Origin of the sequence: Moritella sp. JT01 (assembly GCF_001574435.1) — a bacterium.
Taxonomy (GTDB): domain Bacteria; phylum Pseudomonadota; class Gammaproteobacteria; order Enterobacterales; family Moritellaceae; genus Moritella.
Genome location: NZ_LOCN01000028.1, coordinates 15,891 through 39,850 on the forward strand (window position 1 = coordinate 15,891; position 23,960 = coordinate 39,850).

The window sequence follows — 23,960 nt, forward strand, 5'->3', positions numbered from 1 at the left end:
GGGGCGTGTTATTTGCTGATAACGCGTACTTGTGAAAATTGACGATGACCAGCGGCTGAACCGTGGAAGCCAAAACCGCTTTGTTTCGCTCCAACCCAAGGCGCATTACCGCCGCCGACGCCCTGATTAACACCAATCATGCCTGCTTCAAGTTGTTCTGCTACTGCACTCGCCCCTTGACCACCAAAAACAACCGCACCCAGGCCATAGCAGCTGTCATTTGCACGGATAATGGCTTCATCTATATGTTCAAAGTGACTAATCGCGACCACAGGGCCAAATGTTTCATCTTGTTCTAAATGCATATCAGGCGTAATGCCTGTGACGACGGTTGGTTGGATGAAGGGCTGTGGTTGATCATCGCTACCCAATAATATCTTGGCCCCCTTTGCTGTGGCATCCTGTAATTGAGCTAAGACATTACCATGTTGTGTTGGATTAACGAGAGGACCGATGTTTACGCGGGGGTTATCCCAAGCGCCGACCTGATATTGGCGAGCAAGTGCTACCACTTTATGTTCAAATTCATCTGCAATACGGGCATCAACATAAACCCGCTCGGTAGATGTACACATTTGTCCAGCGTTCTCGAATGAGCTGGCAACCGCAAACTGCACGGCAGCATCAATGTTAGCGTTGGCCATAACGATCATAGGATCATTACCACCGAGCTCCATCACAAGGCGTTTTAGCCCTGGAGCAGCATTTTCCATGATATGTTTACCCGCAGACATTGAACCGGTAAACGCAACCATATTAATATTACTGGCGACAAGTGCTTGGCCGGTTTGTTTATCACCGAGAGCCAGTTGTAGTACGCCTTTTGGTAATACTAGATTGAGTGTATTAACAAATAATTCTGCGACTAATGGCGTTTCTTCTGATGGTTTCAAAATAACCGTGTTGCCCGCAATTAAGGCCGGCATTAATAAATTATTCGCCATCGCCAGTGGGTAGTTCCAAGGGGATATCACGGCGACAATACCCAGTGGTCGGTATTGTAACTCGGTGCCACGATCAAGGCGCTCAGATGTGAGCGCTTGTGCAATTTCATTGGCAAAATAAGCGGCACTTTGGATCGTACCACCTGCTTCATAACTGGCACGACGGTAGTCTTTACCCATCTCTTTACTGATAAGCGTAGCCAGTTTATTTTGCATTGGTTCCAGTCGCTGATAGGCTTTGACCACAAGTTTTTGGCGTTCTGATAATGATAACGTTGCCCATTTTTTTTGAGCTTTTTTCGATTCAATAATTAATGCGGGGATTTGTTCTGCAGTGGTTATCTCTACTGACCCTAAGGCGTTGCGGGTGTGGGCATCGTAAGAAATTAATGTCGGCATAGGGGCTATTTCCTGAATATATAAAAATTTAATTGGTGCGTTTAGGTTATATTTTGATACTCTGGGATACAAAAGCAACCAGTATACTTTTAGTAACCTTGTGGTGGATGATGAAAACAACAATAGAAACAATGGCTAATGGTCAAAAAAAAGTTATAAACTCTTGTGAAGAACCTTGTTCAGTTGAACGTGGTATGCGCATGCTAGGTGGAAAATGGAAAGCGTCGATACTTTGGCATCTACAAGATGGGCCTGTGCGTTTTAATGATTTATCTCGCATGTTAGGTGGTGCTAGCAAGAAGATGGTCGATCAACGTCTAAAAGAATTAGAGAGCCAAGGCTTAGTTATACGTAAAGTGATTAGTGACAGACCGATTGCGGTAACCTATGAGATCACCGAATTCGGTCGTACTGCCTTGGATATTTTAAAACGCTTAAAAGATTGGTCGGAAGAGCATGGGATTTAAAACAGTTTTAATGCTGAAGGTTGTTCAAATGCCATTAAGTCATCTTGGGTAATAGCTTGTCTGATCACATGTGCTTGAGCATCATCGACTAAAACTTCGGCGGCGATAGGGCGGCTGTTATAACTGTTACTCATTACCGCGCAATATGCACCTGTGTATAAGAAACACATTAAGTCTCCAGCGGCTAAATCAGTTGGCAGCGACGCTGATTTGGAAAATGTATCTGTACTTTCACAAATAGGGCCGACTACGTCGTATTTGGTTTGTAATGAGCTAGAAGGTGACTGTACGGGTATTAATGCATGGGTTGCTTGATACAGCGCTGGACGCATTAAATCATTCATTGCCGCATTTAATACGACAAATGACGTTGGTCGGCTTTCTTTTATATACGTTATTTCGCATACCATTACACCGATATCGGCCATTAATGAGCGCCCGGGTTCAATGCTAATGCGTCCTTGCCAATGAGCGAGGGCTGATTTTATCGCGTTAGAAAAATCACTAAATGCTAAATAATGTTGTTCTTGTTGTTCTTGTTGTTCTTGTTGTTCTTGTTGTTCTGTATTGCGAGTAAGTTGTTGGTAGTCTTTATATTGAATACCAAAGCCACCACCGAGGTCGAGCTGGGTTAGGAGATAGCCTTGTATTTTAAGCTCGTTTATCAATCTCTGTATTTTGGCTATCGCATCTAAGTAGGGCTGTGTGGTGTGTATTTGTGAACCGATATGCATTGCCAGCCCCTTTATTTTTAAGAAAGGCGAATGTTCAGCTGTTTCTAACATTGGTAATACATCGCTAAAGTTAACACCAAATTTATTGCCTTTAGCACCAGTGGTGATGTTCTTATGCGTATCAACAGTGACTTCAGGGTTGACGCGAATGAGTGCAGAAACCAGCTGTTGGTATTTATCTGCAATTGTGATTAAAACCGCTAATTCTTCTTTAGATTCAAGGTTAAATTGTCCGACACCTGCAAGTACGGCTTCGGCGAGCTCTGCGGTTGTTTTACCTACGCCTGAAAAGACAATATCTTGAGCTTTGAATCCGGCGCTGAGTGCCCGTCGCATTTCGCCGATAGAGACAATATCAACACCTAATCCTTGTTCTGCGATAATGCGTAATAATGACAGATTGCTGTTCGCTTTCATGGCGTAGTGAATATGGATGTTTTCTGGTTCAAATGCGGCTTTGCAAGCATGGATATTACTAAGTAGTGCAGCTTTCGAATAGCAGTAAAAAGGCGTGGCGACTTGAGACGCTAACTGCTGAATTGATACATTTTCTAGCCATAATGCTTGTTGTTGTGCACTTGGTAAATAACGCAGTTGAGGGGTTAATTGTGTCATGGCTTAAATCCTTTTGTTGATGAACCAATAGGATAATTAAGCGAGGTATTATGCACAATGCGAAAAATAACGTTTTGATATGACAAAATATCGTTATTACGGTGATTTTGTCTACCGTGTGTTTAACTTGGTTAAAGCAATTAAGCAGTGTAAAGTAGCTGTTTTATAAGATATAAGCAGAGCTACTTATGGATAAGTTCGATCAAGCAATTATTGATGCACTCGTTGCTAATTCACGACGTTCAATTGCCAGCATTGGCGAGGATATTGGATTATCGCGCACAGCTGTGAATGATCGGATCCAACGCTTGAAAGATTCAGGCGTTATCCTACGTTATACCATCGATGTGAGCAGTGATGAAGGGACAAAAGTAGCTGTCTATTTTCAACTGACATTTAGACCTTTCGATGCCAAGTCAATTGCGCCGTATTTACAGGGTATTAGTGAAATAACTCGCGCGCATACTTTGTGTGGTGATACCGATTTAATTGTATATGTAGAAGCGGAATCAATGACACGCGTTTCGCAGATTAGAGAGTTATTTGCCGCATTACCTGATCTGGATAAGCTCCAAACATTTAGCGTGTTAGATACGTTAATTTAGTTTTGCCCTACGGAGGCTAGCGAGAATAACAGTACGTCTCTTTCTTTACCCTAATTTACGATATATCAAGCCGAATCATTCTTTATAATCACATTGTTATGTTATAACATACGGAAGTGTGTTGGAAATCATTATTTTTGTATGGAAATATAGGTTTTCGACTATTTGGCGTTTACTGTTTGAGAGTTGAAATGATGTTTTTATATGTATTAAAACCAAAGTACATAGGGCGCTTATTGCAAGTGGTGATTGTGCTCATTGGTGCATTAATGAGTATGAATAGTACTGCTCATCCACACTCGTGGATTGATATGAAAACAGAGATCCAAGGAGATGGAAAACAGATCACTGGATTTTTAATGACATGGGAGTTTGATGCGATGACTTCTGCTTACATGTTAGATGGCGAGGATCTCTCTGCTAAAAATAAAGCGCAGACGTTACAGAACCTCGCTGATTTTATTATGAAAAATATGACAACTAATCATTACCTTACCTATTTTTATGAAGGGGGGAAGCCTGTTAAGTATGCACTAGCGAAACAGGGTACTTTAGTGCAAGACAAAATAAAGGCGACGCTACAATTTTATCTACCGCTAGCAAAGCCCCTTGTGTTATCTGATAAATCACTCAAGTTACTTATTTATGATCCAAGTTATTATGTTGATATGAGTTGGCCGGCAAAAAATGCAATTCAGCTCTCGTCGGAACTGAATCAATATTGTAAATTGTCTCTTATTGAAGCGACACCTACGTCTGAACAACTTGCGTATGTTATGTCATTACCTGTTGATGCTGAGAGAGATAATGCAATTGGCGAATTATTCACTCAATCTGCCATTATCAACTGCAAACCTTAATGCTATTTTTATACAAGGATAAATAATGACACCGTTAGTTTCGAATAGCCGAATGGCTAAGGAAAATACAAATAAGTCGCCTTTGTTACCAATACTCCGTTTCCTTGGCATGATTTCTTTATTTTTTGCTTTAGGTTATGTGCTTTGGCAGGTTTGGCCAACACTTATTACCACTGGTATGCAGTGGCAAAAACAGATAAATAATGAGTTGAGTGAATTATTACACGCCGCTAAAAATGAAAGTTTAATGGCAGGCTTATCACTGCTCGGACTTAGCTTTATGTATGGCGTTTTGCACTCAGTTGGTCCAGGTCATGGCAAATTGATCGTGACAACTTATATTGCGACACAAGAAGCTAAAGTGAAGTTAAGCCTTATTATCACGCTTGTGTCTTCGCTTATGCAAGCCTTCGTTGCTGTGGGGCTAGTATCTGTATTATTAATGCTATTTGATGCATCGATGCGTGAAGTTAACCAGAAAGCAGAACTGCTCATTCCATTAAGTTTTTATACTGTTATTTTATTAGGTATTGTTATTATTTTACGTAACTTAGTCTTGATGTATCGTGTAATTAAAAAGCACAAGGATATAGAAAATCAAGGCGTATCGGATAGGGTGATTAAACGATTAACACTGGTTACACCGTCGGTATCTGCTGCTAAATATGCTGCACCAGCAAGTTCATCGCTTGTTGACCACGAACATCATGATAATTGTGGCTGTGGGCATCAACATGTTGTGGCACCTGAGTTAATTAACGATGCCTCTTCATTTAAAGAGTATTTGGCTATTATTTTGAGCATTGGTATTCGTCCTTGTACGGGCGCTATTATGGTGTTGTTATTTGCTAATATGCTTGATATTTATTGGCTTGGTATTGTCAGTGCTGTGGTAATGGCGTTAGGTACTGCGCTTACCACATCGACTATTGCGATAATGACCATTACCGGTAAGCAAGTTGTAAGACGTTATTTAGCGACAGGAAAGCGTAATAAAGGGCCGAAAAATGGACTTAATATAACTAAGTTTATTGTGCCGATTATTGGTGGTTTGTTATTAATATTACTGGGAATGTTATTACTTGAATCGAGACCTGTAGGTATGTCTCCGCTGTTTTAATTGTTGACTGTATTGCTAAAAACGGACCCGATGTAATATTCACACTCGTTTGCAATATTTAATCGAATGGACAGAAGCGGTTTATTGATAAAAATTATCATTAAATGCTCTGTCCTATATACCTAATCAATATAGATGAGGTATGAATCGTGAATTACAGGAGATCACGTGGTATTGGGGTCCATTTTACCACTGTGTCATTACTTAAAATAGCCATAATATAAGATGAGGGGTCTGTGGTAAATTGAAATGTAGCAATTTCAATCAGGCATTAGTTTATGCCTGCAGTTATCATGGTTTCAATCTTTTAATTGGATACGCAGGTAGAAAGTGAGAGCTGTAGAATATAATGAAGAGCGGATCAAAAGAGTTTGTGATTACATCAATAACCACCTAGATGAAGATATATCACTTGAAAAATTGAGTGAAATGGCAATATGTTCTAAATATCATTTTCATCGTATCTTTAAGTCATTCATGGGGGTTAGCAGTATTCAGTTTGTTCAGCTTGCCAGAATGAAGCGAGCCTCTTTGAGATTAGCAACCGAACCTGAGCTAAGCATTATTGATATTGCTTACGAGGCACATTTCGAAAGCCCTGAGGCGTTCTCGCGTGCGTTTAGAAGAATAGTTAAGCAATCACCGTCCCAATTTAGAGATAACCCTGAGTGGCTTTCGTGGCGTTCGACATATCAATTTAGAGCACCAATAATAAGAAAAAACGTTATGGACATAAATATTTTAGACTTTGAAGAAAAAAAAGTGGCACTGATCGAGCATAAAGGTAACCCAGCATTGTTTCCTGAGACAGCCGCAAAATTTCTCTCTTGGAGAAAAGAAATAAGTTTATCACAGCCTCACAAGGATAAGCTTTCTTTTGGTATAGCTTATAATGACCCAAGAGATACCCCACATTCTGAATTTCAGTTTGATCTTTGTGTAACTCATGATGGTGATGTTCTTGATAATAAATACGGTGTTAAATCCGGTGTTATTCAGGGGAGTCGATGTGCAGTTGCTCGGCATTATGGTAGTCATGAGAATTTGATGGATACTAGTGGTTCCTTGATTAATTGGTTACTAAATAGCGATGAAGAGCTAGGCGATCTGCCTTGCGTTTTACACTACGTAAAATGGGATTCTGATGAGAGAGAATTAATTACTGATATCTACTTGCCAATAAAATAAATAATTGACAAGAATGAATCTAAAATGATTGTCAGTATTGCTTAGTCTTTACAACTGAGCGTTTACATAATAACGAAAGTAGGTCTGTTGCTGCAGGTAGTAAGTTAATACTACTTACACTGGATTATTTTTTAGAGGCATAATGACTCTTATTGTTCTATTACGTTAGGTGCGAGGTATGTGCCTAATAGTAACGTTAGGCACATACAATACGGTCAATATTTTGTTGTCTCGGGCTTTTTGTTAGGGTTTACTTGTGCAACGCATTCACGATCGTATCAACATTATATTGCATCATTTTCAAGTATGTTGCTGCGGGTTCATCTGCAGCAGAGAGCGCATCTGAATACAATTTACCGCCAACTTTAACGCCTGTTTCACGGCTTATTTGTTCAATTAGACGATTATCGGCGATGTTTTCCATAAATACAGCATTTACGTTGTCGTGACGAATTTGTTTAATTAATGCGGCTACATCCGCTGCGCTTGCTTCTGATCCGGTACTGGTTCCTTGTGGAGCTAAGAAGGTCACATTAAAGTCACGCGAGAAGTAACCAAATGCATCGTGTGGGGTGATCACTTTACGCTGTGATGCTGGTATCTGTGCAAGCTGGGCGTTTATTTTTAACTCTAACTTATCTAATTTTTGAATGTAATCTTTCGCATTTTGTTGATAGTCATCTGTATTCGCAGGGTCTACTTGAATCAAGCCTTTTGCGATATTGTGTACGTAAACTTTTACATTTTTTATGCTATGCCAAGCATGAGGATCTATATCGCCATGGTCATGATGTGCATGTTCGTCGTCGTGATGTGCATGTTCATCGTCGTGATGTGCATGTTCATCGTCGTGATGTGCATGTTCATCGTCGTGATGTTTATGCTCGTCGTCATGATGCGCATGTCCGCAGCTATGGCCTTCTTTTGTGCTGAGCTCATCGATACCGTTAGCTGCAACAACTTGCACGCCTTGGTAGTTAGCGGCTTCGATTAAACGTGGCATCCAGCCTTCAAATTGTAATCCATTCGTGACAACTAGCTGTGCTTTTGATATTGCTTTAGCATCTTGAGGTGTCGGATTAAATACGTGCGCATCGCCGTCAATCTTAACTAAATTCATCACGGTTACATGCTCTTGACCTACCTCTGATACAAGGTCCCCAAGAATCGAGAAACTACTGATGACAGCAATTTTTTGTTCAGCCATTACAGCGGTACTGGTACTTAGACCAAGAATTATCATGGAGGAAGTAAGGGTTGATTTAAACATGTTGTTGTCCTTATAGGGCTAGATATTAACGTGTTGAGTTTTTTCTAGCTGTTATTTTTAAAGAGTAATCCGCCTTGACGGCCAAATATTAATGAAACGATATAAAGTATGCCGAGTACCAGTACAATCGCGGGGCTGGTTGCTAAACTTGCATGGTAAGAAAGAAATAGACCGAAATAGCCACTGATTATTGCTGTGATAAAAGCCACTAACAACATGCCACCTAAACGATTAGACCAAAAGCGCGCAATTGCAGCGGGCAGAACCATCAAACCAACAGCCATTAAGGTGCCCAATGCATGAAAACCAGCAACCAAATTGAGTACGACGAGGAGTAAAAATCCATAGTGGGCAACGGGACTCAGTTTACTGATGGTTTTGAAAAAGTGAGGGTCAACACATTCCATGACTAAAGGACGATACAGTATCGCGAGTGCTGAAATAGAAATAGTGGCGATAACGGTGAGTAGTATTAAGGCATCATCATTGAGCGCGAGTGTTGAACCGAATAGCACATGTAATAAATCCACATTGCTGCCATTGGATGAAATGATTAATACACCGATAGCGAGTGACAGTAGATAGAAGGCGGCTAGACTTGAATCTTCTTCTGCATTTGAATGTCGGGCTACCATACCGGCTAACACCGCAACAACGCACCCAGCGACAATACCGCCAATCGTCATGGCGGTGACAGATAAACCCGAGATAAGAAAACCAATCGCAGCACCGGGTAAGATCGCATGTGCCATTGCATCACCTGTTAGGCTCATGCGTCTAAGAGTTAAGAATACGCCAACTGGTGTTGCGCTAATACTGAGTACGATAATCCCCCATAATGCCCGCTGCATAAATACAAACTCAGAAAATGGGGCGATAAATAATTCGTATAACTGTGCACTCATGATGCTTGACTCTCGATATTAGCTGACACAGAAATCACTGCATTTTCGTTAGTGCTGTTGTCTGGGATGTTATGAAAAGGATTATTAAACGTGTTATGAACAGCACAATGGGCAAAGTGTTGATAACCCGCTTGGATCAAATGTGATTGGGTAAGTACATTTTTTGTTTTTCCTGCTGCGATCAGTGTGGTTGCAATTAGGATTGTTGAAGGGAAATAACGTTGTACTAGCGCCAGATCATGAATAACAGCGATCACAGTTTTACCTTGTTGCTGACATTCCTGAATAACGCGTATTAATAATTCAGTCGTTTGTGCATCAATGCCACCAAATGGTTCGTCAAGTAGCAGGATGTCGGCGTCTTGCAATAGCATACGAGCAAATAACATGCGCTGAAATTGCCCTCCAGATAACTGACTTATTTGACGTTCAGCCATATTTTCTAGATCTACTTTTGCTAATGCCTGTTGTAATAAGTGCTGTTCCTTACGACTAAATATCCGCCAAAAACTACAACGTTGCCAAGCGCCAGCAGAAACAAACTCAGTCACTGTGATAGGGAATTTACGATCTATCTGGTTCGTTTGTGGTAAGTAGGCAATGTTGTTTAGACTTAAGTGACCAAGCTCAATAGATCCCGATTCTACGGTCATTTGTTGCATGATACTTTTTAATAAAGTTGATTTTCCGGCACCGTTAGGCCCTACAATTGCGACTAAATCCCCACTGTCAATGGTGGTTGTTATATGGCTCAGTGCTAGATCTTGCTGATAAGCAACGCTTAAATCATTTATTTTGATCATGGTCATTACCCTATGAATTTAAACAGAGTAAACCACAGAAAAACAGTGATGATGATGGAGATAGAAAGGCGTGAGAATAGGCTGCATAGCAGTAAAGATAATCGCTGTCTTTGATTTACTACATGGCTATTTTCTGGTGTATCAGATGATAATGCTGGCATTTTATATCGATTTGTAATACTTCAATTGAATTTGTGGTTATGTTATAACATAACAATACAGGTGTGCAAGAATAATGTTATGTTATAACAAAACAATTATACATGTTATGCCTAACTTGAGTTTAAACAAGCTGGGTGTGATACTGCACTTATGCCAATCACTAGGCATAATGTGAGTAAATAATATGCTAAGGATGATAGCGAGATGGAACAAGTGCACTTAGAACATTACCTTCATAATTTAAAAGCCGCCCAGCAAGACTATCCCTTTGGACCTGATGTATTGGTTTATAAAGTGATGGGTAAGATGTTTGCTCTTTTGACAAAAAATGAAGCTGGATGCAGTGTGAATTTGAAGGCTCAACCGAGTGATGTTGAGGTGTTGGTAGATGAATTTATGGCGATTAGCCCCGGTTATCATATGAACAAAAGGCATTGGATAACCGTAAAGCTTAAAGGGGATGTGCCAGCAGGGATGATCGAAAACTTAGCGGGTCAATCTTATGCTTTAGTTGTGAGTAAATTGACCAAAAAATTACAATTGGAATTGGATGAACTAGCCTACATTGGAAAAGAATAATGGCTCATTTCTAGATGATTATAAATAACTTATTCTGTTGTTAGTCGATTGTGAAATGTGATCTAAAGCACGTTTATGATTCTAGTCTAAACTTACGTATAACTTCAAATAGCATGTTTCACTTTCATTTTATGACTCATCGCCTTGTATGTAAGGAAATTACCATGAATTCACGTAAGTGCTTGTTTGTATTTATCATATCTATATTTTCGATTGGGAATACATATGCTGAAATATTAGAAATTGGTGAGTTTTCTGAGTTTGATAGTTTAGGCAGTGCATACCAAGCAGCAAATCCGGGTGATGAACTTGTATTTACAGATAGTAGAACATATGAAGAAGGGTTAAATGTTTATAAAGGAAATTTAACGATTCGCGCAGAACCCGGACAGTCACCGACGTTAACAGGTACTGGATCCGCATATCAAGGAATATTACATATCGGTCGAGATGGTATTGTCATCGACGGGATAACATTTGATGGTGAAGGGGTATCGAACAAGCTCGTGTCTACAGGGGCAAGAACCTCTATTATTGTCCGAAACTGTGAATTTAAAAATGCGAGTTATGGTTTATTTGTGCTTCATACAAAAGCGGATCAGCGTGAAGATTTAATCATAGAAAATAATGTATTTAATAATAATGGCAATGACTTATGGTTACACAATGTAAGTGGTGGTATTGCCCGTAATAATATTGCGAATTCTGATAACGGCAATGGAATTACTATTGGTTATTGGAGTTCGGATATGCACGTGCTGAACAATACGGTTTATAGTAATGGTAATGAGTATTTGATGCGAAATCGTGGCGGTATCAATATTCAAGGTAATGATAATTATGTTGCCTATAACACCTCTTATAAAAATACATGGGGCATTAGTTTATCACAAGGTTTGAATAACATTATTGAATACAATACCTTGTGGGATAATACCCATGAGAATTTATATTTTAGTATTAATTCAAATAACAACACCGTAGAAAATAATCTAGATTACTTTACTGATGATTTTGAAGGTTATGGTATTTCTATTTTATTTTATCGATCATCGGGCAATGTTATTTCACAGCATACATCAGTCAACGCCTCGCGTGGTGTTTGGTTTTCTGAAATGGGTGGTCCAAGTACCAATAATAGTGTCATTAACTCATTATTTTATGGTAACGATAAGTTGAACTCTATCGGTATTGACGCGAAAAGCCAATCTTATACACAAAACCAGTTAACCCATATATCTGTAAATAATTTCAAAACGTTAGTACATGAGAACTTAACTTTTACACAGCTATTTGAAGATGATCCTGAGTTAAGTAGCGTGTTTTTGTTCAACCCTACAAGCTGGGCACTAACGGCGAATACATTGGGTCAACCATTAGGGTCACAGGGGATCGATTCTAGTGTGGTAGATACTTTATCTTGCCAACCCGCATTAATTACTGGTAAGCCTTTATTAGGCGATGATATGGCTCTTAATCTAGACATTGCGCTTGTTGATGATTTCGGTAATGAAAGAACAGATGTTAAGCCACCTGTACTCGAAGTTACTTATAATGATCAATATTTAGATTCAAGCGCATCTGCTTCACATTCCCAATTAATGCAGATCTGTACGAGTAGTTATGGTAATAAATTAATGCTAGGTGGTAATGGCTGGACATTTGACATTGGGGCTGAGAATTTATCCGATGGTAATTATCAGGTGATGTTAAAATCGACTGGTAACTATCTGATTGGTGACGACTGTAGCGGGGTGTTTTCTCGTCAATATGATTAATCAGTTGATTGTCATAAGATAAAAGCCCTGATAAACAAATTATTAGGGCTTTACGGCATTTTATCCATCCATTATTATTTGAGCGAATCAGCTATTTTCGTACTTAGCTTCAATCTCTATCGCTTTTAATAAACTAGCGTGAGAGTGAAGTTGTTTGCTGTAACGGGAAAGGTGAGCAAAATTATCAAGTACATTATTGTTTGCTAATATTTCAACAATAAATGACATCATGATATCAGCACCCGTTAATTGCTCTCCAACAAGGTAAGTTTTATTCGCTAACGATTCATCGAAGTAACTGATCACTTTTGCTATTTCTGCATCAGCGTAAGCCGCCATAAAATTTGTTTTACAGCCATCCTTTTCAACAAACCTTTTTAGCAGGAGCGGCAAAATAGCAGAGCTCTCAGCAAAGTGGATCCATTGCGAATAATCGACATATTCTTGTGACCCTTGTTTTGGTGCGAGTGTCTCTGCGGCATACTTATTAATCAGGTATTCTGTGATCGCACCTGATTCGGTAATCACAAGTCCATCATCTTCGATTACTGGTGATTTACCTAAAGGGTGAATGGCTTTTAATTCCGGTGGTGCTAAGAATGTTTGGCTATCACGCTGGTAGGCGATGACTTCATAGTCCACACCTAATTCTTCTAATAACCAGATGATACGTTTAGATCGTGATTTATTTAAATGGTGTAATTTAATCATTTTAACCTCTTACTTAGCCACATTTACTACAAGTTTACCGAAGTTCTCACCTTGTAGCATACCTGTAAATGCCGATGGTGCATTTTCTAAACCATCAATCATGTGCTCACGATATTTAATTTCACCGGATTGTAACCACATCATCATCTGCTCAAAAAATTCGTTATAGCGATGTGCATAATCATCAAAAATAATGAAGCCTTGCATCTTAATACGTTTGACCAATAAGGTGCCCATTAACAAGGATAAACGATCGGGTCCTGATGGTAATTCTGTTGCATTGTATTGTGATACCAAGCCACACACAGGAACACGAGCGCCAGTATTTAATTGAGGTAGGACGCTATCAAATACTTTACCGCCAACATTTTCAAAGTAAACATCAATGCCGTTAGGGCAAGCTGCTTGTAATTGTGCATCAAAGTCGTCAGCTTTATGGTCAATACATTTATCAAAACCTAATACGTTTTCAGCGTATTTACATTTTTCCGCTCCGCCTGCGATACCTACCACGTAGCAGCCTTTTAATTTACCAATCTGACCAACTGTTGCACCCACGGGGCCGGTTGCGGCTGCAACAACAAGCGTATCACCTGATTTAGGCTGACCTATATCTAACAGTCCCATATAAGCAGTAAAGCCAGGCATACCTAAGATGCCAAGCGCATAAGAGGGATTAGTTGGCTCTGTGCCTAATTTTATCAGGCCTTCACCGTCTGAAATGTCATAATCTTGCCAGCCTGTATAAGCAAGAACCCATTCCCCTACTTGATAATCAGGGTGTAAAGAGGTCACAACTTGGCACACTGTAGCACCAACCATAGTGCCATCAATATCGACAGGCTCAGCGTAAGATGCACCGGCATTCATACGGCCGCGCATGTAAGGATCAAGTGATAAATAATTTGTTCGTAATAATATTTCGCCTGTTTCAGGAGAGGGTATGACAGTTTCTTTAAGACTAAAGTTAGTCGATGTAGGTGCGCCAACAGGGCGTGAAGCAAGTGTAATACGGCGATTAATTGAATGTAATTGAGGCATAGAAGACCCTTATTTAAGTCGTGTACGATACTGGATGACCGATCGTCTTTTAATTGGACGTACAAATCTTGATTAATTTCTAACGCGTTAACGATACACCTTAGTAGACCGGTCGTCTATTAATTGATGGTTTTTTTTTCGGACTTATCAATATTTGTAATCTAAACTTCGATGTGCATCACGCTTTTGATTGTTTTTATTCGAGTATTGTTATGAAATATTTAGCCATATTTTTAAGCTGTTTGTTATTGACGGGTTGCCCCACTGGCAGTGATGGTAACGTTGAGCGGAATAGTTACCCCGGTGAGGGGGGCGGTGTTTTACTACCTGATTATGACATACGGCTTAATTTAAACCCCGCTGGACTCCGTCTTGATGATAAGCAGAATCGGCTAGAAGACTTGTTAGATTTAACCAAAATAGGACCTGGGGGCGTGAGCGTGGAAGAGGATTCACCTGAGTGGTTTTGTGTTTTAGATAATAAAACAAAATTGATGTGGGAAGTTAAAACGGTGATTGGTAGTGGCGATGTTAACGATGCAGACTATATTTATTCGTGGTTTAAATCGAGTGATGCTGACTTTAATGGTCATGGTGTTACCGAAAATGGTGGTATTTGTGTCGATAGTAGTAGTTGTGACACTGAAAAATTCAAAATCGCTATGAATGAACTCGATTGGTGTGGTTACAATGATTGGCGTTTACCCACTCGTTTAGAACTACAAAGTATTATCAATTATTCGCAAATAATACCTGCCGTTGAAACTGTGTTTTTTCCTCATGCTCAAAGTCTTAATTACTGGACTGCTGATATTGATATTGACGATTTGGAATCAGCTTGGATGGTTAATTTTTTATACGGTCATATTCAAGGTAATTTAACCAATATTCCAAGGGCTGTACGCTTAGTGCGTAATCAAAGTTCGCAATAAAAACCAGTAATTAAAAACGTTGATATAAGCTATTTAGTTGTCATAAAAGGATGTTAATGATGAGCTTTAATATAACCCGGCGTCTATTACTTATTACTAGCACTATTTTATTAGTCGTGATGTCGATGACTGCCAAAGGACTCGAACAACGCTGTAATGAGAATGCTGAAATATCAACACCAACTCAGCGTTTTGTTAATACTAGGCAAGGATTTTTATTTGATAAAGCAACCCGTTTAGAATGGCAGATTTGTGTTCGTGGCCTGATGGGAAATCGATGTCAGAATGGTACGGTTCGTTATTTTACGTCGTGGGAAGCGATGATAGAACCAGCTGCATTTAATGCTACAAATGATGGTAATACTGATTGGCGATTACCTAACATTAAAGAGCTTTACAGTATTATAGAAACAGCATGCGAAGAGCCAAGCTTAAATAAATCCATCTTTCCCAATCACCCATTATCTCCAGCGGTATCTAAATCTTGGTCGAGTACACCAAGTAATGGTAACCCAAGTAAAGCGTGGCAAATCGACTTTCAAAATGGATTATTATATGACATTTCGAATGGCGAGCGCTTAACAGTACGTTTAGTTCGAACCTGTGATGAAGTTTGCCAGCAAGCATATGATTAGTCTAAGCCTACTTTAACGGCTATAGCTATATATATATTGTGGTTTCTAATTCTCATAAGTAATATACGCCATTATTTATAACCTTTGAAGACGTATATGCTATTAGACCATCACAATATTATATGCTTAGCATTAATTTCAGGCTTATGTTCAAGTATTAGTTATGCTGAAAATGTACCTGTCGATAATATTGTACTTGAAGTTCGTGAACATTCGTTGGATGTTGATACTGTGGAAGCACCTGCATTAAATGTCAACAAATGGGGTATTGGTATTGGAATGCGCCGTGCAGATATTCCGTTTGCAGTCAAAGATGACAATGAAGATACTGCTGTTTATGATATTTTACCATTAATGCGGTTTGAAAATGATTATGGCTTTTTACATGGCTTAGAAGGTGGTATTCATTTATGGAAAAATGAAGACAATCAAGTTAATGTATATAGTCGTTTCCGTTTCCATGATGTGCCTAAAGCGTTTCAAAATTCAATTAAGGGACAGTCATTTGACTTTGGTTTGCAATATCGCTACATCGATGGTCCTTGGGAATCTGATATTGCTGTTTTATCCGATCACTATCAGCGCAACTATAGTTATACTCGGATTAAGTATAATTGGCAGCAAGGTAGTTGGTCATTAGTACCATTTGCAGAATTACAATGGAAAAGTGCTGATTTTAACAATCATTATTATGGCTTTGATAAAGAGGACGCTGGTGCTGGCGTTTCAATGACTGGTGGTCTGGAAGGGTCATACCATGTAGCGAGCAATTTCTATCTGATTGGTCAATTGGGTCTAACGCGCTTAGAAGATGATGTATACGATCTAGATTCTGTTAATAAAAACTATCAGGTTGAGTCTTTTTTCGGTTTCGCTTTTTATCCTGAATATGATAAGCCTTTTAACCCAACTTCAACGCAACATAAGAATGATGAATACTTACGTTTAGCATATGGTTGGGCAACACCGTCGGATATTGGAGGTATCTTAAAATTCCAAGCTGAACGCGATAGTGAAAACAATCAAATGAGCTCTGTATTTTATGGTACCCAAATTGCTGATAGTTTATTAACAATGCCTATTGATCTTTATTTCACGCCTGGCCTTGTTTGGCATTATAGCTCTGATGTACAACAAGATATTACTGAAGTTGTGCTTGCGATTAAAGGTTTCTATACTTTTAAACTTGGACCTCGTTGGCGCTTAGGTATTGCTGAAGGCTTATCTTATGTATTTGATATTACCTATATCGAAGGGTTTGAATTGACAGGTGAAGACAGTAAACGTGGTTATGAAAACTCATCGAAGCTACTTAATTATTTAGACTTCTCCTTTGATGTGAATGTGGGGGATATTTTTGGAAGTAAGGCGTTAGCGAAAACTTGGTTTGGCTACAGTATCCATCACCGCTCGGGTATTTTTGAAAGTAGCTCGGTGTTTGGACGTATTAAAGGTGGCAGTAACTATCAAACGGTTTATTTACAGTGGCACTTCTAGCCTCAGCCAACCTGAGTGAACTGATTTAAACAATAATGATCTATTTCGATAATAAAACGAAAGGGCGCAGTTGGTAGGAGTAGCCAAATAGCTATCGTCATCAACTGCGCCGTTTTATTTATTGACTAAGTCTGCTCGCTTGTCGATTTGTTGTGTTTATGCGCGGCCGCTAAGTTACCAACCGTATTTTTATCTTCATTACTGTGAGCCTCTGTTGACCAAGCTTCATTGAGGTTGTCGTAATAAGTTAACGCATCTAATCCTAATAGTTTTTTCAGTATACGTCGTTCTGTCAGGCTACGGTTCACAAATTCAGGCTCTTGTTCGTGCATGCGTTTTGCTTCTTCATGTAATACCGCTTCGTCATGACGGCGGAATACTTGACCTGCACGATGAGCCTGATTGGCTCGCATCCCTAATGCTTTTAGTGTTTCAACACCTAGGCTGATACCAGAATCGAGTGACTCCCGAAATACGTGATCAGCGCCAAGGCGGATTAATTGCTGGGCATGGTTACGATCTGTTGCTCGGACTAATACAGTTAAGTGCGGAAAGTGTTTTTTTACTTTAATTAAAATACGCTTGGTGCGGCTTGCGCTTTCGACGGCAATAATAAATAGTTTGGCATTATCGGCCCCTGCGGAATGTAGTAAATTAAGCTGTTCTGCATCGCCATAAAACACCTTGTATTTGAATTGCTGCAATAATTCTATCTGGCCTACATCGTTTTCTAAAATAGTGGTATTGATATGGTAACCATGCAGTAATCGACCCACAACTTGTCCGAAGCCACCAAAGCCAGCGATAATAACAGAGCTGTGGGCATTATCTGGAATCGAGTGGTCAGGAGTTGCTGTATTTTCGGCCTGCGGTATTTTACGTTTGAATGTTGGCGCGATGATTTTATCGTAAATAATCAGCAACAGTGGGGTAAATACCATCGATAAAGTAACCACTAATACGAGCAGGCTAGCGGTTTCATTATCCAGTACTTGGCGTTGCAGAGAGAATGATGTTAATACAAATGCAAATTCACCACCTTGTGCCAAGGCACAGGAAAATAACCAATTTTGACTGTGTTGGATCTTAAATACGATCCCGGTGATGAACAGTACAATAAACTTAACTGCAATTAATGCTGCCACCAGTAAGGCGATTAACATAGGCTGATTAAGTAAGAGGGTAAAATCGATACTGGCACCAACAGAGATAAAGAAGATACCTAATAATAAACTTTTGAAAGGTTCAATATCACTTTCAAGTTCGTGGCGGTATTCACTGTCTGCTAATACCACACCGGCTAAGAAGGTACCGAGCGCGGCAGATAGGCCAACGGCTTCCATCGCCAAGGCAATACCGACAACCAGTGCTAATGCGGTTGCAATAAAAATCTCTCGAGAGCGAGAACCTGCAATAATACGTAACAGTGGTACCACGAGAAAGTGTCCACCAATGATAATGCCTGCAATAACGCCTGCAATCATTAATGCACTTTGCCAACTTGGTATTGTCGATTCAACAATCGCAGTATCTTGTATAACGAGCAGCGGTAATATAGATAAAATCGGGATAACGGCAATATCTTGAAATAATAATACCGCAAAGGCGTTTTTACCGGCTTCGGTTTTCATTAATTCCCGCTCTTGTAAATTTTGCAGCACAATCGCAGTCGATGACAAGGCAACAATTAAACCGATAGCGAGTGCTGTTTGCCAAGCAAGTCCACAAGCAAGTAATAGCAAGAAAATACACAAGGTCGTGGCACTAAGTTGTAAGCCACCTGTTCCTAAAATGGGCATTTTTAATTGCCATAATAAAGCAGGTCTTAATTCTAAGCCTACTAAAAATAGCATTAAAACCACACCAAATTCGGCAACATGCATGACATCTTCTTGATTGGAAATTAAGCTTAATGCATAAGGTCCGACAATCACGCCTGCAATCAAATATCCCAGTACCGAGCCAAGCCCCAATCGTTTTGCGATTGGTACTGCCACGACTCCTGCTGCAAGATAGATGAAAGTATTAAATAATACGCCATGTTCCATGGTTAGTTACCCTCTATTTTTTTTGCGACAGAGCCATCATCTGTTTGCTGTAGCATTAATAATTGTTGGCGATACTCTGTTGCTTTACGCGCAATACGCGGTGACTCATGACGTTTATGAATATCATGCAGCACAAATGGTGGCAGGTATTCTAAATTACATATTTTGCTCATCTGACTAAAGGGTAATAAGAATTCGCTAATATCGTGTTCATTGTAACCTGAATCGGAATAAGAGTTAGCACTACCTCCAGTAGAGATAGCGAGCATGAGTTTTTTTCCAGCGAGTTTATCGCCATTTTCACCGTAAGCAAAACCATGTTCAAGTACCAGATCTTGCCATTCTTTTAAAATTGCGGGGCATGAATACCAGTAAAGTGGAAATTGAAATACGATGATATCGTGATTCAGTAATAAGGTTTGTTCATGCTTAATATCAATAAATGAATCGGGGTAAGCATCGTAAAGATCGTGGCAAGTGATGCCTTCAATGTTTTTAATTTCATGGAATAATGATTTATGTGCGAGTGATTTCTGTAATGCAGGATGGGCGAATAAAACGAGAATTTTGTACATATATTTTCAATCATCCTTTATTGAAATAGATCTTTATATCGGCATTCAATAGCTTAGCGTTTAAGGTGTTAACTATATCAGTTGTTGTAATCTAAGCTTATAATATAAAACAAATTATTTCAGCGTTTTTTTAGTTGTTCTGACTGATATGGCTGATATCACTCTTATTTTCCAATTATTGAATGGTTACTGCTCGTTAATATTATTAATCATATTCACTATTATTAAGCGTCTTATGTTTTAGTTGTTATGTTATGCTTTCGTCACTAAATTGATTTCGGTCAATATTTGACATTATTAATTGGTAATAACTTAACTATTGGGGCACTTTTTTACACATGATTTTGAAAAACCATAGCTTACTTTCACTAACTTTATTATTGACCTGTGGTTTATTTGGTAGTGTTGCAGTCGCAAAACCATTGGCAAAGAACGCTGGTTTTTCTGGTACGGTCGGTATTAATGCTGGCGTCAGTGAAACGCAGGGCCAATTTAACATTCATGATGATAATGAACAGACCCAAGATCTAAACAATGCTGGTGACGCGGTCTCGAGTGGCGTGTTGTTTCCTTTTTTTCGTGTGGCTTATACAACGGAAGACCTTCAGACTCAGTACTTTCTTGGTCAGAGCCCTGAAAATATTTTAAATAGTGCCATACAATATGAAATAGGTGTGAAACACCAATTTGACGAACGCCAAAGTATGACATTTGCTTATATTCCGCACGTACCGTTTTTAAAAGAAACTTGGTCAGATCCATTTTTGATCAACGCGCCAAGAGAAAAGAGCGACATTGATTCGAGTGCGGTACGTTTAGCTTATAAATTTGCCCCTGTTCAGATTGAATATTCGTATGCATCATATTCGATAGAAAATGAGCAAAGCGGTAGTCAGAGTATGAGTGCAGAAGAACAAGCCTCGTTAAATCGAGACAGTGATTATCAAAGACTTAGTTTAGAAAGCTTATTTCCGCTATGGCAAGGAATATACGCTAAAGCAAATGTGTTTTATGGTGCTCAAGATGCTAAAGGTGAAAGTCAGAGTTTTGATGAATTTCATTATAGCCTTAGTATTATGACTAAATATGAAAGGCATTTTTTCTCAGTACAAGCGGCATTTAGTAAGCGTGAATACGATGCCGAGAATCCAATGTTTGGAGAGGTACAAGAGGACGATGTTAGCCGTTATTCACTCTTTTATTCTTATTCTGAACCGTTTAATATCGAAGGTACTAGCCTTAATATTATTTATCAAAACAAAGAAAATGATGCCAACATTGAGTTCTATGATAGCTCGACAAAATTCTTTTCAGTCGGTGTGAGTTATAGTTTTAATTAGAATTAGAATTAGAATTAGAAATCGAAAGAACAAAAAGGGACGTGATACGATGAGCATCACGTCCCTCTCTTTTACTGATTGCTCTGGATTGTTAATAACCCAAGCTAAGCGCGCTCGGTCTGCGTGGGTCTGATGCGCCGTAAACGCCTTCTTCTGTCAGCATAATGGTTTGTGTACTGCCCATTGCGGGTTTAACTTCCACTTTATGTCCTTTACTTTTTAATAAGTTAATCGTATCGATATTTAATCCTTTCTCAATACGGATCATGTCCGGTAACCATTGATGATGAATACGTGTTGCTGCACTGGCTTCTGCAATATTCATATTATGGTCAATCACATTCATGATCACTTGTAGCGTTGTGGTGATAATACGTGAGCCGCCTGGACTACCTGTGACCAAATAAGGTTTATTATCTTTTAGGACGATGGTTGGTGTCATTGAGCTAAGTGGACGTTTTTTGGCTGCGACGGCGTTTGCTTTTCCGCCAATGAGGCCGTAAGCATTTGGTGTACCAGGCTTAGCAGAAAAATCATCCATTTCATTGTTGAGTAACACCCCAGTTCCATCAGCAACGAGTCCTGACCCATAACTAAAATTAAGGGTATAGGTATTGCTGACTGCGTTACCAAACTTATCAACCACACTGTAATGGGTTGTTTGGTTACTCTCGTAAGGCAATAATTTCCCTGGTGAAACGTCGCTGCTTGGTGTTGCTTTGTTAAGGTTTATTTGGCTTACTAGTTGCTTTGCGTATTGCTTGTTGGTTAGTTCAGCAACTGGCACGTTAACAAAATCTGGATCGCCTAAATATAAACTACGGTCAGCGTAAGCACGGCGCATTGATTCTGCCATCACATGAATCGTTGCTGCACTATTATGGCCCATTTTATCAATCGGGTATTGTGACAGCATATTTAACATCTGAATAATATGTACGCCGCCAGAAGAAGGAGGTGGCATGGAAATTACCTGATAACCGCGATAGTCACCCGTAATAGGTTGGCGTTCTATGGCTTTATACGTGGCTAAATCTTGCATTGTCATCATGCCGCCAGCATTACGTACCGAATCACTGATCTGTTTGGCAATAGGACCTTGATAAAATGCAGGACTGCCTTTTTTAGCAATGGCTGTTAGCGTATTGGCAAGGTCGGTTTGTTTTAATATTTCTCCCGGCTGATAACTGCTACCGTCTGCTTTATAGAAAATAGTCTGTGTGCTTGGCCATTGGCTTAAGCGCTTTTTCGTTGCCTGGAGTGAATTTGCTAAGTCAGGTGTAACAACAATACCGTCACGGGCTAATTTGATCGCGGGTGCCATTACTTGTGCTAATGACATACTACCGTATTTATTTAATGCGAGTTCAAAGCCTAATACTGTACCCGGCACCCCGACGGCTAGACCATGAAAGCGAGACAGTTGACTGTCTGCATTACCTGCATCGTCTAAATACATATCAGGGTAAGCAGCTTGTGGTGCTACCTCTCGGTAATCAATCGCAATAGATCGTTGTTCATCGGCTAAATATACCAGCATGAAACCACCGCCACCTAAATTACCAGCACGGGGCAGGGTAACAGCTAACGCATAGCCAACGGCAACCGCTGCATCAATGGCATTACCACCTTGTTTCATGATATCAACACCGATTTTTGTTGCAAGCGCTTCTTGGCTGGCGACCATGCCGTTTGCTGCCCATACCGGATGATGGATCGCCATTTGACTATAAATAGCGCTGGTTGATGGTTTAACGTTGGCAACTGTTTCTGTGTTCGTCTTTGCAATGGCGGTTGGTAACGTTAAACTAATGCAGCTGATGAGTCCAAAGGTAAGGCCTTTAATGAGGTGTGTTGTTGACATGAATATTCCCTATTCGATTGTTCTGGTGTTATGTAATTGATATAACACAGCATAGCAAATGGTTTTAACTACCAACTTTTAGGTGGTAGTAATTGCACGTGAACTCACATAAATAGGTTTAAGCCACTTTATCTACAGGTTCGCTGGTGGAAAAGTTGCGTTTGGCAATACCGAGATCTTTCCATATTTGCATATGTTCTGGTAACTGTGGTGGACGTTGCTCTATGGGAATTATTTCCATGACTTTATTCGGAGACACTACTTTGCCTCGCTGAGTAAATACAGCCTTCACTAAACTGTAGTTACATAGCTTTCCATCGGCGACACATTTTTGCTCTAAGTAAAAATACTTCTCATCCCAGCCTAAGTAAGTGGTTTCTACATCGAACTTTTTGAATAAACGGATCTCACGAATATAACCGACCTCCACACCTGCCACGATGAAGTTTAATTTATTCTTCAATAATGGGTTGAATGTATTGGTCTGAATAGAATGATCCCAACGCGCTTTTTCAAGAAACATGAGATATTTTGCATTGTTAATATGTAGATTCAGATCGATATGACGAAACCCTACTCGAAAAGAGCGCGTGATGGTATCGAAAAAGCCTTTCGAGTTTGTCTGCTTATTACGAAGGTAAAAGCAACGAATCAACTCACTGATCATAAAGCCTCAATAATGATTGTTATAGGTAATAGAATAAAGAGTCTACTGCGTTCTTTATTATTGTCACGTCAATTGTAATTAAAATGTTAATCACTACTTGTTCCTATGTGGTAAATCCTAATTTGGTTGAAATCTGAAAAGGATGGGGACCTCTTTAAATAGACATTAAATACCGCATTAACATCATTATTCTCACTGTAAATTAAGTTAAATCAACTTGA

Annotated in this window: 22 protein-coding genes; 11 read left to right on the forward strand and 11 right to left on the reverse strand. The window is 39.5% G+C overall.

Translation table 11 applies throughout. The features are described from left to right. Positions 1–8: 8 nt before the first annotated feature. The gene (locus tag AKG98_RS18575) at positions 9–1,343 is read right to left on the reverse strand and encodes an aldehyde dehydrogenase (protein WP_067049463.1); all 1,335 of its coding nucleotides are present in this window, start codon (positions 1,341–1,343) and stop codon (positions 9–11) included. Positions 1,344–1,453: 110 nt separating this feature from the next. Here AKG98_RS18575 and AKG98_RS18580 point away from each other — a divergent pair, with 110 nt between their 5' ends. Continuing rightward, positions 1,454–1,810, forward strand: coding sequence for a helix-turn-helix domain-containing protein (locus AKG98_RS18580; RefSeq protein ID WP_067049662.1), 357 nt, complete (start codon positions 1,454–1,456; stop codon positions 1,808–1,810). Here AKG98_RS18580 and lysA read toward each other — a convergent pair. After that, the gene (lysA, locus tag AKG98_RS18585; RefSeq protein WP_067049465.1) at positions 1,807–3,159 is read right to left on the reverse strand and encodes a diaminopimelate decarboxylase; all 1,353 of its coding nucleotides are present in this window, start codon (positions 3,157–3,159) and stop codon (positions 1,807–1,809) included. The two genes, AKG98_RS18580 and lysA, sit on opposite strands and share 4 nt — an antisense overlap. 188 nt (positions 3,160–3,347) lie before the next feature. On the opposite strand from lysA, the gene AKG98_RS18590 reads away from it, so the two are divergent. The 4 genes from AKG98_RS18590 to AKG98_RS18605 all read left to right on the forward strand — a co-directional run bounded on the left by AKG98_RS18590 (position 3,348) and on the right by AKG98_RS18605 (position 6,932). Then, the gene (locus AKG98_RS18590; RefSeq protein ID WP_067049468.1) at positions 3,348–3,764 is read left to right on the forward strand and encodes an Lrp/AsnC family transcriptional regulator; all 417 of its coding nucleotides are present in this window, start codon (positions 3,348–3,350) and stop codon (positions 3,762–3,764) included. 191 nt (positions 3,765–3,955) lie between these two features. Further along, positions 3,956–4,624: a DUF1007 family protein gene (locus AKG98_RS18595; protein ID WP_067049471.1), complete on the forward strand. Its 669-nt coding sequence runs from the start codon at positions 3,956–3,958 to the stop codon at positions 4,622–4,624. A gap of 25 nt (positions 4,625–4,649) precedes the next feature. Next, complete coding sequence (locus AKG98_RS18600; RefSeq protein WP_067049474.1) at positions 4,650–5,744, forward strand: nickel/cobalt transporter; 1,095 nt, start codon at positions 4,650–4,652, stop codon at positions 5,742–5,744. A gap of 330 nt (positions 5,745–6,074) precedes the next feature. After that, the gene (locus AKG98_RS18605; RefSeq protein WP_067049476.1) at positions 6,075–6,932 is read left to right on the forward strand and encodes a GyrI-like domain-containing protein; all 858 of its coding nucleotides are present in this window, start codon (positions 6,075–6,077) and stop codon (positions 6,930–6,932) included. Positions 6,933–7,182: 250 nt separating this feature from the next. Here AKG98_RS18605 and AKG98_RS18610 read toward each other — a convergent pair whose 3' ends face one another. The 3 genes from AKG98_RS18610 to AKG98_RS18620 are packed head-to-tail and all read right to left on the reverse strand — an operon-like array spanning position 7,183 to position 9,910. Further along, positions 7,183–8,202: a metal ABC transporter solute-binding protein, Zn/Mn family gene (locus AKG98_RS18610; protein ID WP_067049478.1), complete on the reverse strand. Its 1,020-nt coding sequence runs from the start codon at positions 8,200–8,202 to the stop codon at positions 7,183–7,185. Between the two features lie 44 nt (positions 8,203–8,246). Further along, a complete protein-coding gene (locus AKG98_RS18615; RefSeq protein WP_067049480.1) occupies positions 8,247–9,107 on the reverse strand; it encodes a metal ABC transporter permease in 861 nt (286 codons plus the stop codon). Continuing rightward, entirely contained in the window at positions 9,104–9,910 is an 807-nt protein-coding gene (locus tag AKG98_RS18620; RefSeq protein WP_067049481.1) for a metal ABC transporter ATP-binding protein, read from the reverse strand. Before AKG98_RS18620 ends, AKG98_RS18615 begins: the two co-directional genes overlap by 4 nt. 366 nt (positions 9,911–10,276) lie before the next feature. Here AKG98_RS18620 and AKG98_RS18625 point away from each other — a divergent pair, with 366 nt between their 5' ends. Both AKG98_RS18625 and AKG98_RS18630 read left to right on the forward strand, forming a co-directional pair. After that, positions 10,277–10,651 carry an MmcQ/YjbR family DNA-binding protein gene (locus AKG98_RS18625; RefSeq protein WP_067049483.1) on the forward strand — a complete coding sequence of 125 codons (375 nt, stop codon included), beginning with the start codon at positions 10,277–10,279 and terminating at the stop codon, positions 10,649–10,651. 164 nt (positions 10,652–10,815) lie between these two features. After that, a complete protein-coding gene (locus tag AKG98_RS18630; RefSeq protein WP_067049486.1) occupies positions 10,816–12,429 on the forward strand; it encodes a right-handed parallel beta-helix repeat-containing protein in 1,614 nt (537 codons plus the stop codon). Positions 12,430–12,516: 87 nt separating this feature from the next. Here AKG98_RS18630 and AKG98_RS18635 read toward each other — a convergent pair whose 3' ends face one another. After that, positions 12,517–13,140: a glutathione S-transferase family protein gene (locus AKG98_RS18635; RefSeq protein ID WP_067049493.1), complete on the reverse strand. Its 624-nt coding sequence runs from the start codon at positions 13,138–13,140 to the stop codon at positions 12,517–12,519. Between the two features lie 9 nt (positions 13,141–13,149). Further along, entirely contained in the window at positions 13,150–14,181 is a 1,032-nt protein-coding gene (locus AKG98_RS18640; RefSeq protein ID WP_067049496.1) for an NADP-dependent oxidoreductase, read from the reverse strand. Positions 14,182–14,393: 212 nt separating this feature from the next. On the opposite strand from AKG98_RS18640, the gene AKG98_RS18645 reads away from it, so the two are divergent. From AKG98_RS18645 to AKG98_RS18655, 3 genes are all read left to right on the forward strand, one after another. Then, positions 14,394–15,113: a DUF1566 domain-containing protein gene (locus AKG98_RS18645; protein ID WP_067049499.1), complete on the forward strand. Its 720-nt coding sequence runs from the start codon at positions 14,394–14,396 to the stop codon at positions 15,111–15,113. Positions 15,114–15,169: 56 nt separating this feature from the next. Further along, on the forward strand, positions 15,170–15,748 hold the full coding sequence (locus tag AKG98_RS18650) for a DUF1566 domain-containing protein (protein ID WP_228140360.1): 579 nt from the start codon (positions 15,170–15,172) through the stop codon (positions 15,746–15,748). 96 nt (positions 15,749–15,844) lie between these two features. Then, positions 15,845–17,245 carry a MipA/OmpV family protein gene (locus tag AKG98_RS18655; RefSeq protein WP_067049505.1) on the forward strand — a complete coding sequence of 467 codons (1,401 nt, stop codon included), beginning with the start codon at positions 15,845–15,847 and terminating at the stop codon, positions 17,243–17,245. Between the two features lie 125 nt (positions 17,246–17,370). Here AKG98_RS18655 and AKG98_RS18660 read toward each other — a convergent pair whose 3' ends face one another. After that, positions 17,371–19,293 (reverse strand): monovalent cation:proton antiporter-2 (CPA2) family protein, encoded by a 1,923-nt coding sequence (locus tag AKG98_RS18660; RefSeq protein WP_067049508.1) that lies wholly within the window; start codon positions 19,291–19,293, stop codon positions 17,371–17,373. Between the two features lie 2 nt (positions 19,294–19,295). Next, positions 19,296–19,868, reverse strand: a complete 573-nt coding sequence (locus AKG98_RS18665) for an NAD(P)H-dependent oxidoreductase (protein WP_067049511.1) — start codon at positions 19,866–19,868, stop codon at positions 19,296–19,298. Between the two features lie 338 nt (positions 19,869–20,206). Here AKG98_RS18665 and AKG98_RS18670 point away from each other — a divergent pair, with 338 nt between their 5' ends. Further along, complete coding sequence (locus tag AKG98_RS18670; RefSeq protein WP_067049514.1) at positions 20,207–21,208, forward strand: DUF2860 family protein; 1,002 nt, start codon at positions 20,207–20,209, stop codon at positions 21,206–21,208. Between the two features lie 91 nt (positions 21,209–21,299). Here the strand turns inward: AKG98_RS18670 and ggt are convergent, their stop codons facing one another. Then, entirely contained in the window at positions 21,300–23,072 is a 1,773-nt protein-coding gene (gene ggt / locus AKG98_RS18675; protein WP_067049517.1) for a gamma-glutamyltransferase, read from the reverse strand. Between the two features lie 118 nt (positions 23,073–23,190). Continuing rightward, positions 23,191–23,739: a thioesterase family protein gene (locus tag AKG98_RS18680; protein ID WP_067049520.1), complete on the reverse strand. Its 549-nt coding sequence runs from the start codon at positions 23,737–23,739 to the stop codon at positions 23,191–23,193. Between the last annotated feature and the right edge of the window lie 221 nt (positions 23,740–23,960).

Bases quoted from the DNA above. Each gene is read 5' to 3' on its own strand.
- AKG98_RS18650 (WP_228140360.1), top strand. From the start codon at position 15,170: ATGATGAGCTTTAATATAACCCGGCGTCTATTACTTATTACTAGCACT.
- AKG98_RS18615 (WP_067049480.1), bottom strand. From the start codon at position 9,107: ATGAGTGCACAGTTATACGAATTATTTATCGCCCCATTTTCTGAGTTT.
- AKG98_RS18600 (WP_067049474.1), top strand. From the start codon at position 4,650: ATGACACCGTTAGTTTCGAATAGCCGAATGGCTAAGGAAAATACAAAT.
- AKG98_RS18640 (WP_067049496.1), bottom strand. From the start codon at position 14,181: ATGCCTCAATTACATTCAATTAATCGCCGTATTACACTTGCTTCACGC.
- lysA (WP_067049465.1), bottom strand. From the start codon at position 3,159: ATGACACAATTAACCCCTCAACTGCGTTATTTACCAAGTGCACAACAA.
- AKG98_RS18590 (WP_067049468.1), top strand. From the start codon at position 3,348: ATGGATAAGTTCGATCAAGCAATTATTGATGCACTCGTTGCTAATTCA.
- ggt (WP_067049517.1), bottom strand. From the start codon at position 23,072: ATGTCAACAACACACCTCATTAAAGGCCTTACCTTTGGACTCATCAGC.
- AKG98_RS18625 (WP_067049483.1), top strand. From the start codon at position 10,277: ATGGAACAAGTGCACTTAGAACATTACCTTCATAATTTAAAAGCCGCC.
- AKG98_RS18645 (WP_067049499.1), top strand. From the start codon at position 14,394: ATGAAATATTTAGCCATATTTTTAAGCTGTTTGTTATTGACGGGTTGC.
- AKG98_RS18655 (WP_067049505.1), top strand. From the start codon at position 15,845: ATGCTATTAGACCATCACAATATTATATGCTTAGCATTAATTTCAGGC.
- AKG98_RS18620 (WP_067049481.1), bottom strand. From the start codon at position 9,910: ATGATCAAAATAAATGATTTAAGCGTTGCTTATCAGCAAGATCTAGCA.
- AKG98_RS18580 (WP_067049662.1), top strand. From the start codon at position 1,454: ATGAAAACAACAATAGAAACAATGGCTAATGGTCAAAAAAAAGTTATA.
- AKG98_RS18610 (WP_067049478.1), bottom strand. From the start codon at position 8,202: ATGTTTAAATCAACCCTTACTTCCTCCATGATAATTCTTGGTCTAAGT.
- AKG98_RS18660 (WP_067049508.1), bottom strand. From the start codon at position 19,293: ATGGAACATGGCGTATTATTTAATACTTTCATCTATCTTGCAGCAGGA.
- AKG98_RS18595 (WP_067049471.1), top strand. From the start codon at position 3,956: ATGATGTTTTTATATGTATTAAAACCAAAGTACATAGGGCGCTTATTG.
- AKG98_RS18635 (WP_067049493.1), bottom strand. From the start codon at position 13,140: ATGATTAAATTACACCATTTAAATAAATCACGATCTAAACGTATCATC.
- AKG98_RS18670 (WP_067049514.1), top strand. From the start codon at position 20,207: ATGATTTTGAAAAACCATAGCTTACTTTCACTAACTTTATTATTGACC.
- AKG98_RS18680 (WP_067049520.1), bottom strand. From the start codon at position 23,739: ATGATCAGTGAGTTGATTCGTTGCTTTTACCTTCGTAATAAGCAGACA.
- AKG98_RS18575 (WP_067049463.1), bottom strand. From the start codon at position 1,343: ATGCCGACATTAATTTCTTACGATGCCCACACCCGCAACGCCTTAGGG.
- AKG98_RS18665 (WP_067049511.1), bottom strand. From the start codon at position 19,868: ATGTACAAAATTCTCGTTTTATTCGCCCATCCTGCATTACAGAAATCA.
- AKG98_RS18630 (WP_067049486.1), top strand. From the start codon at position 10,816: ATGAATTCACGTAAGTGCTTGTTTGTATTTATCATATCTATATTTTCG.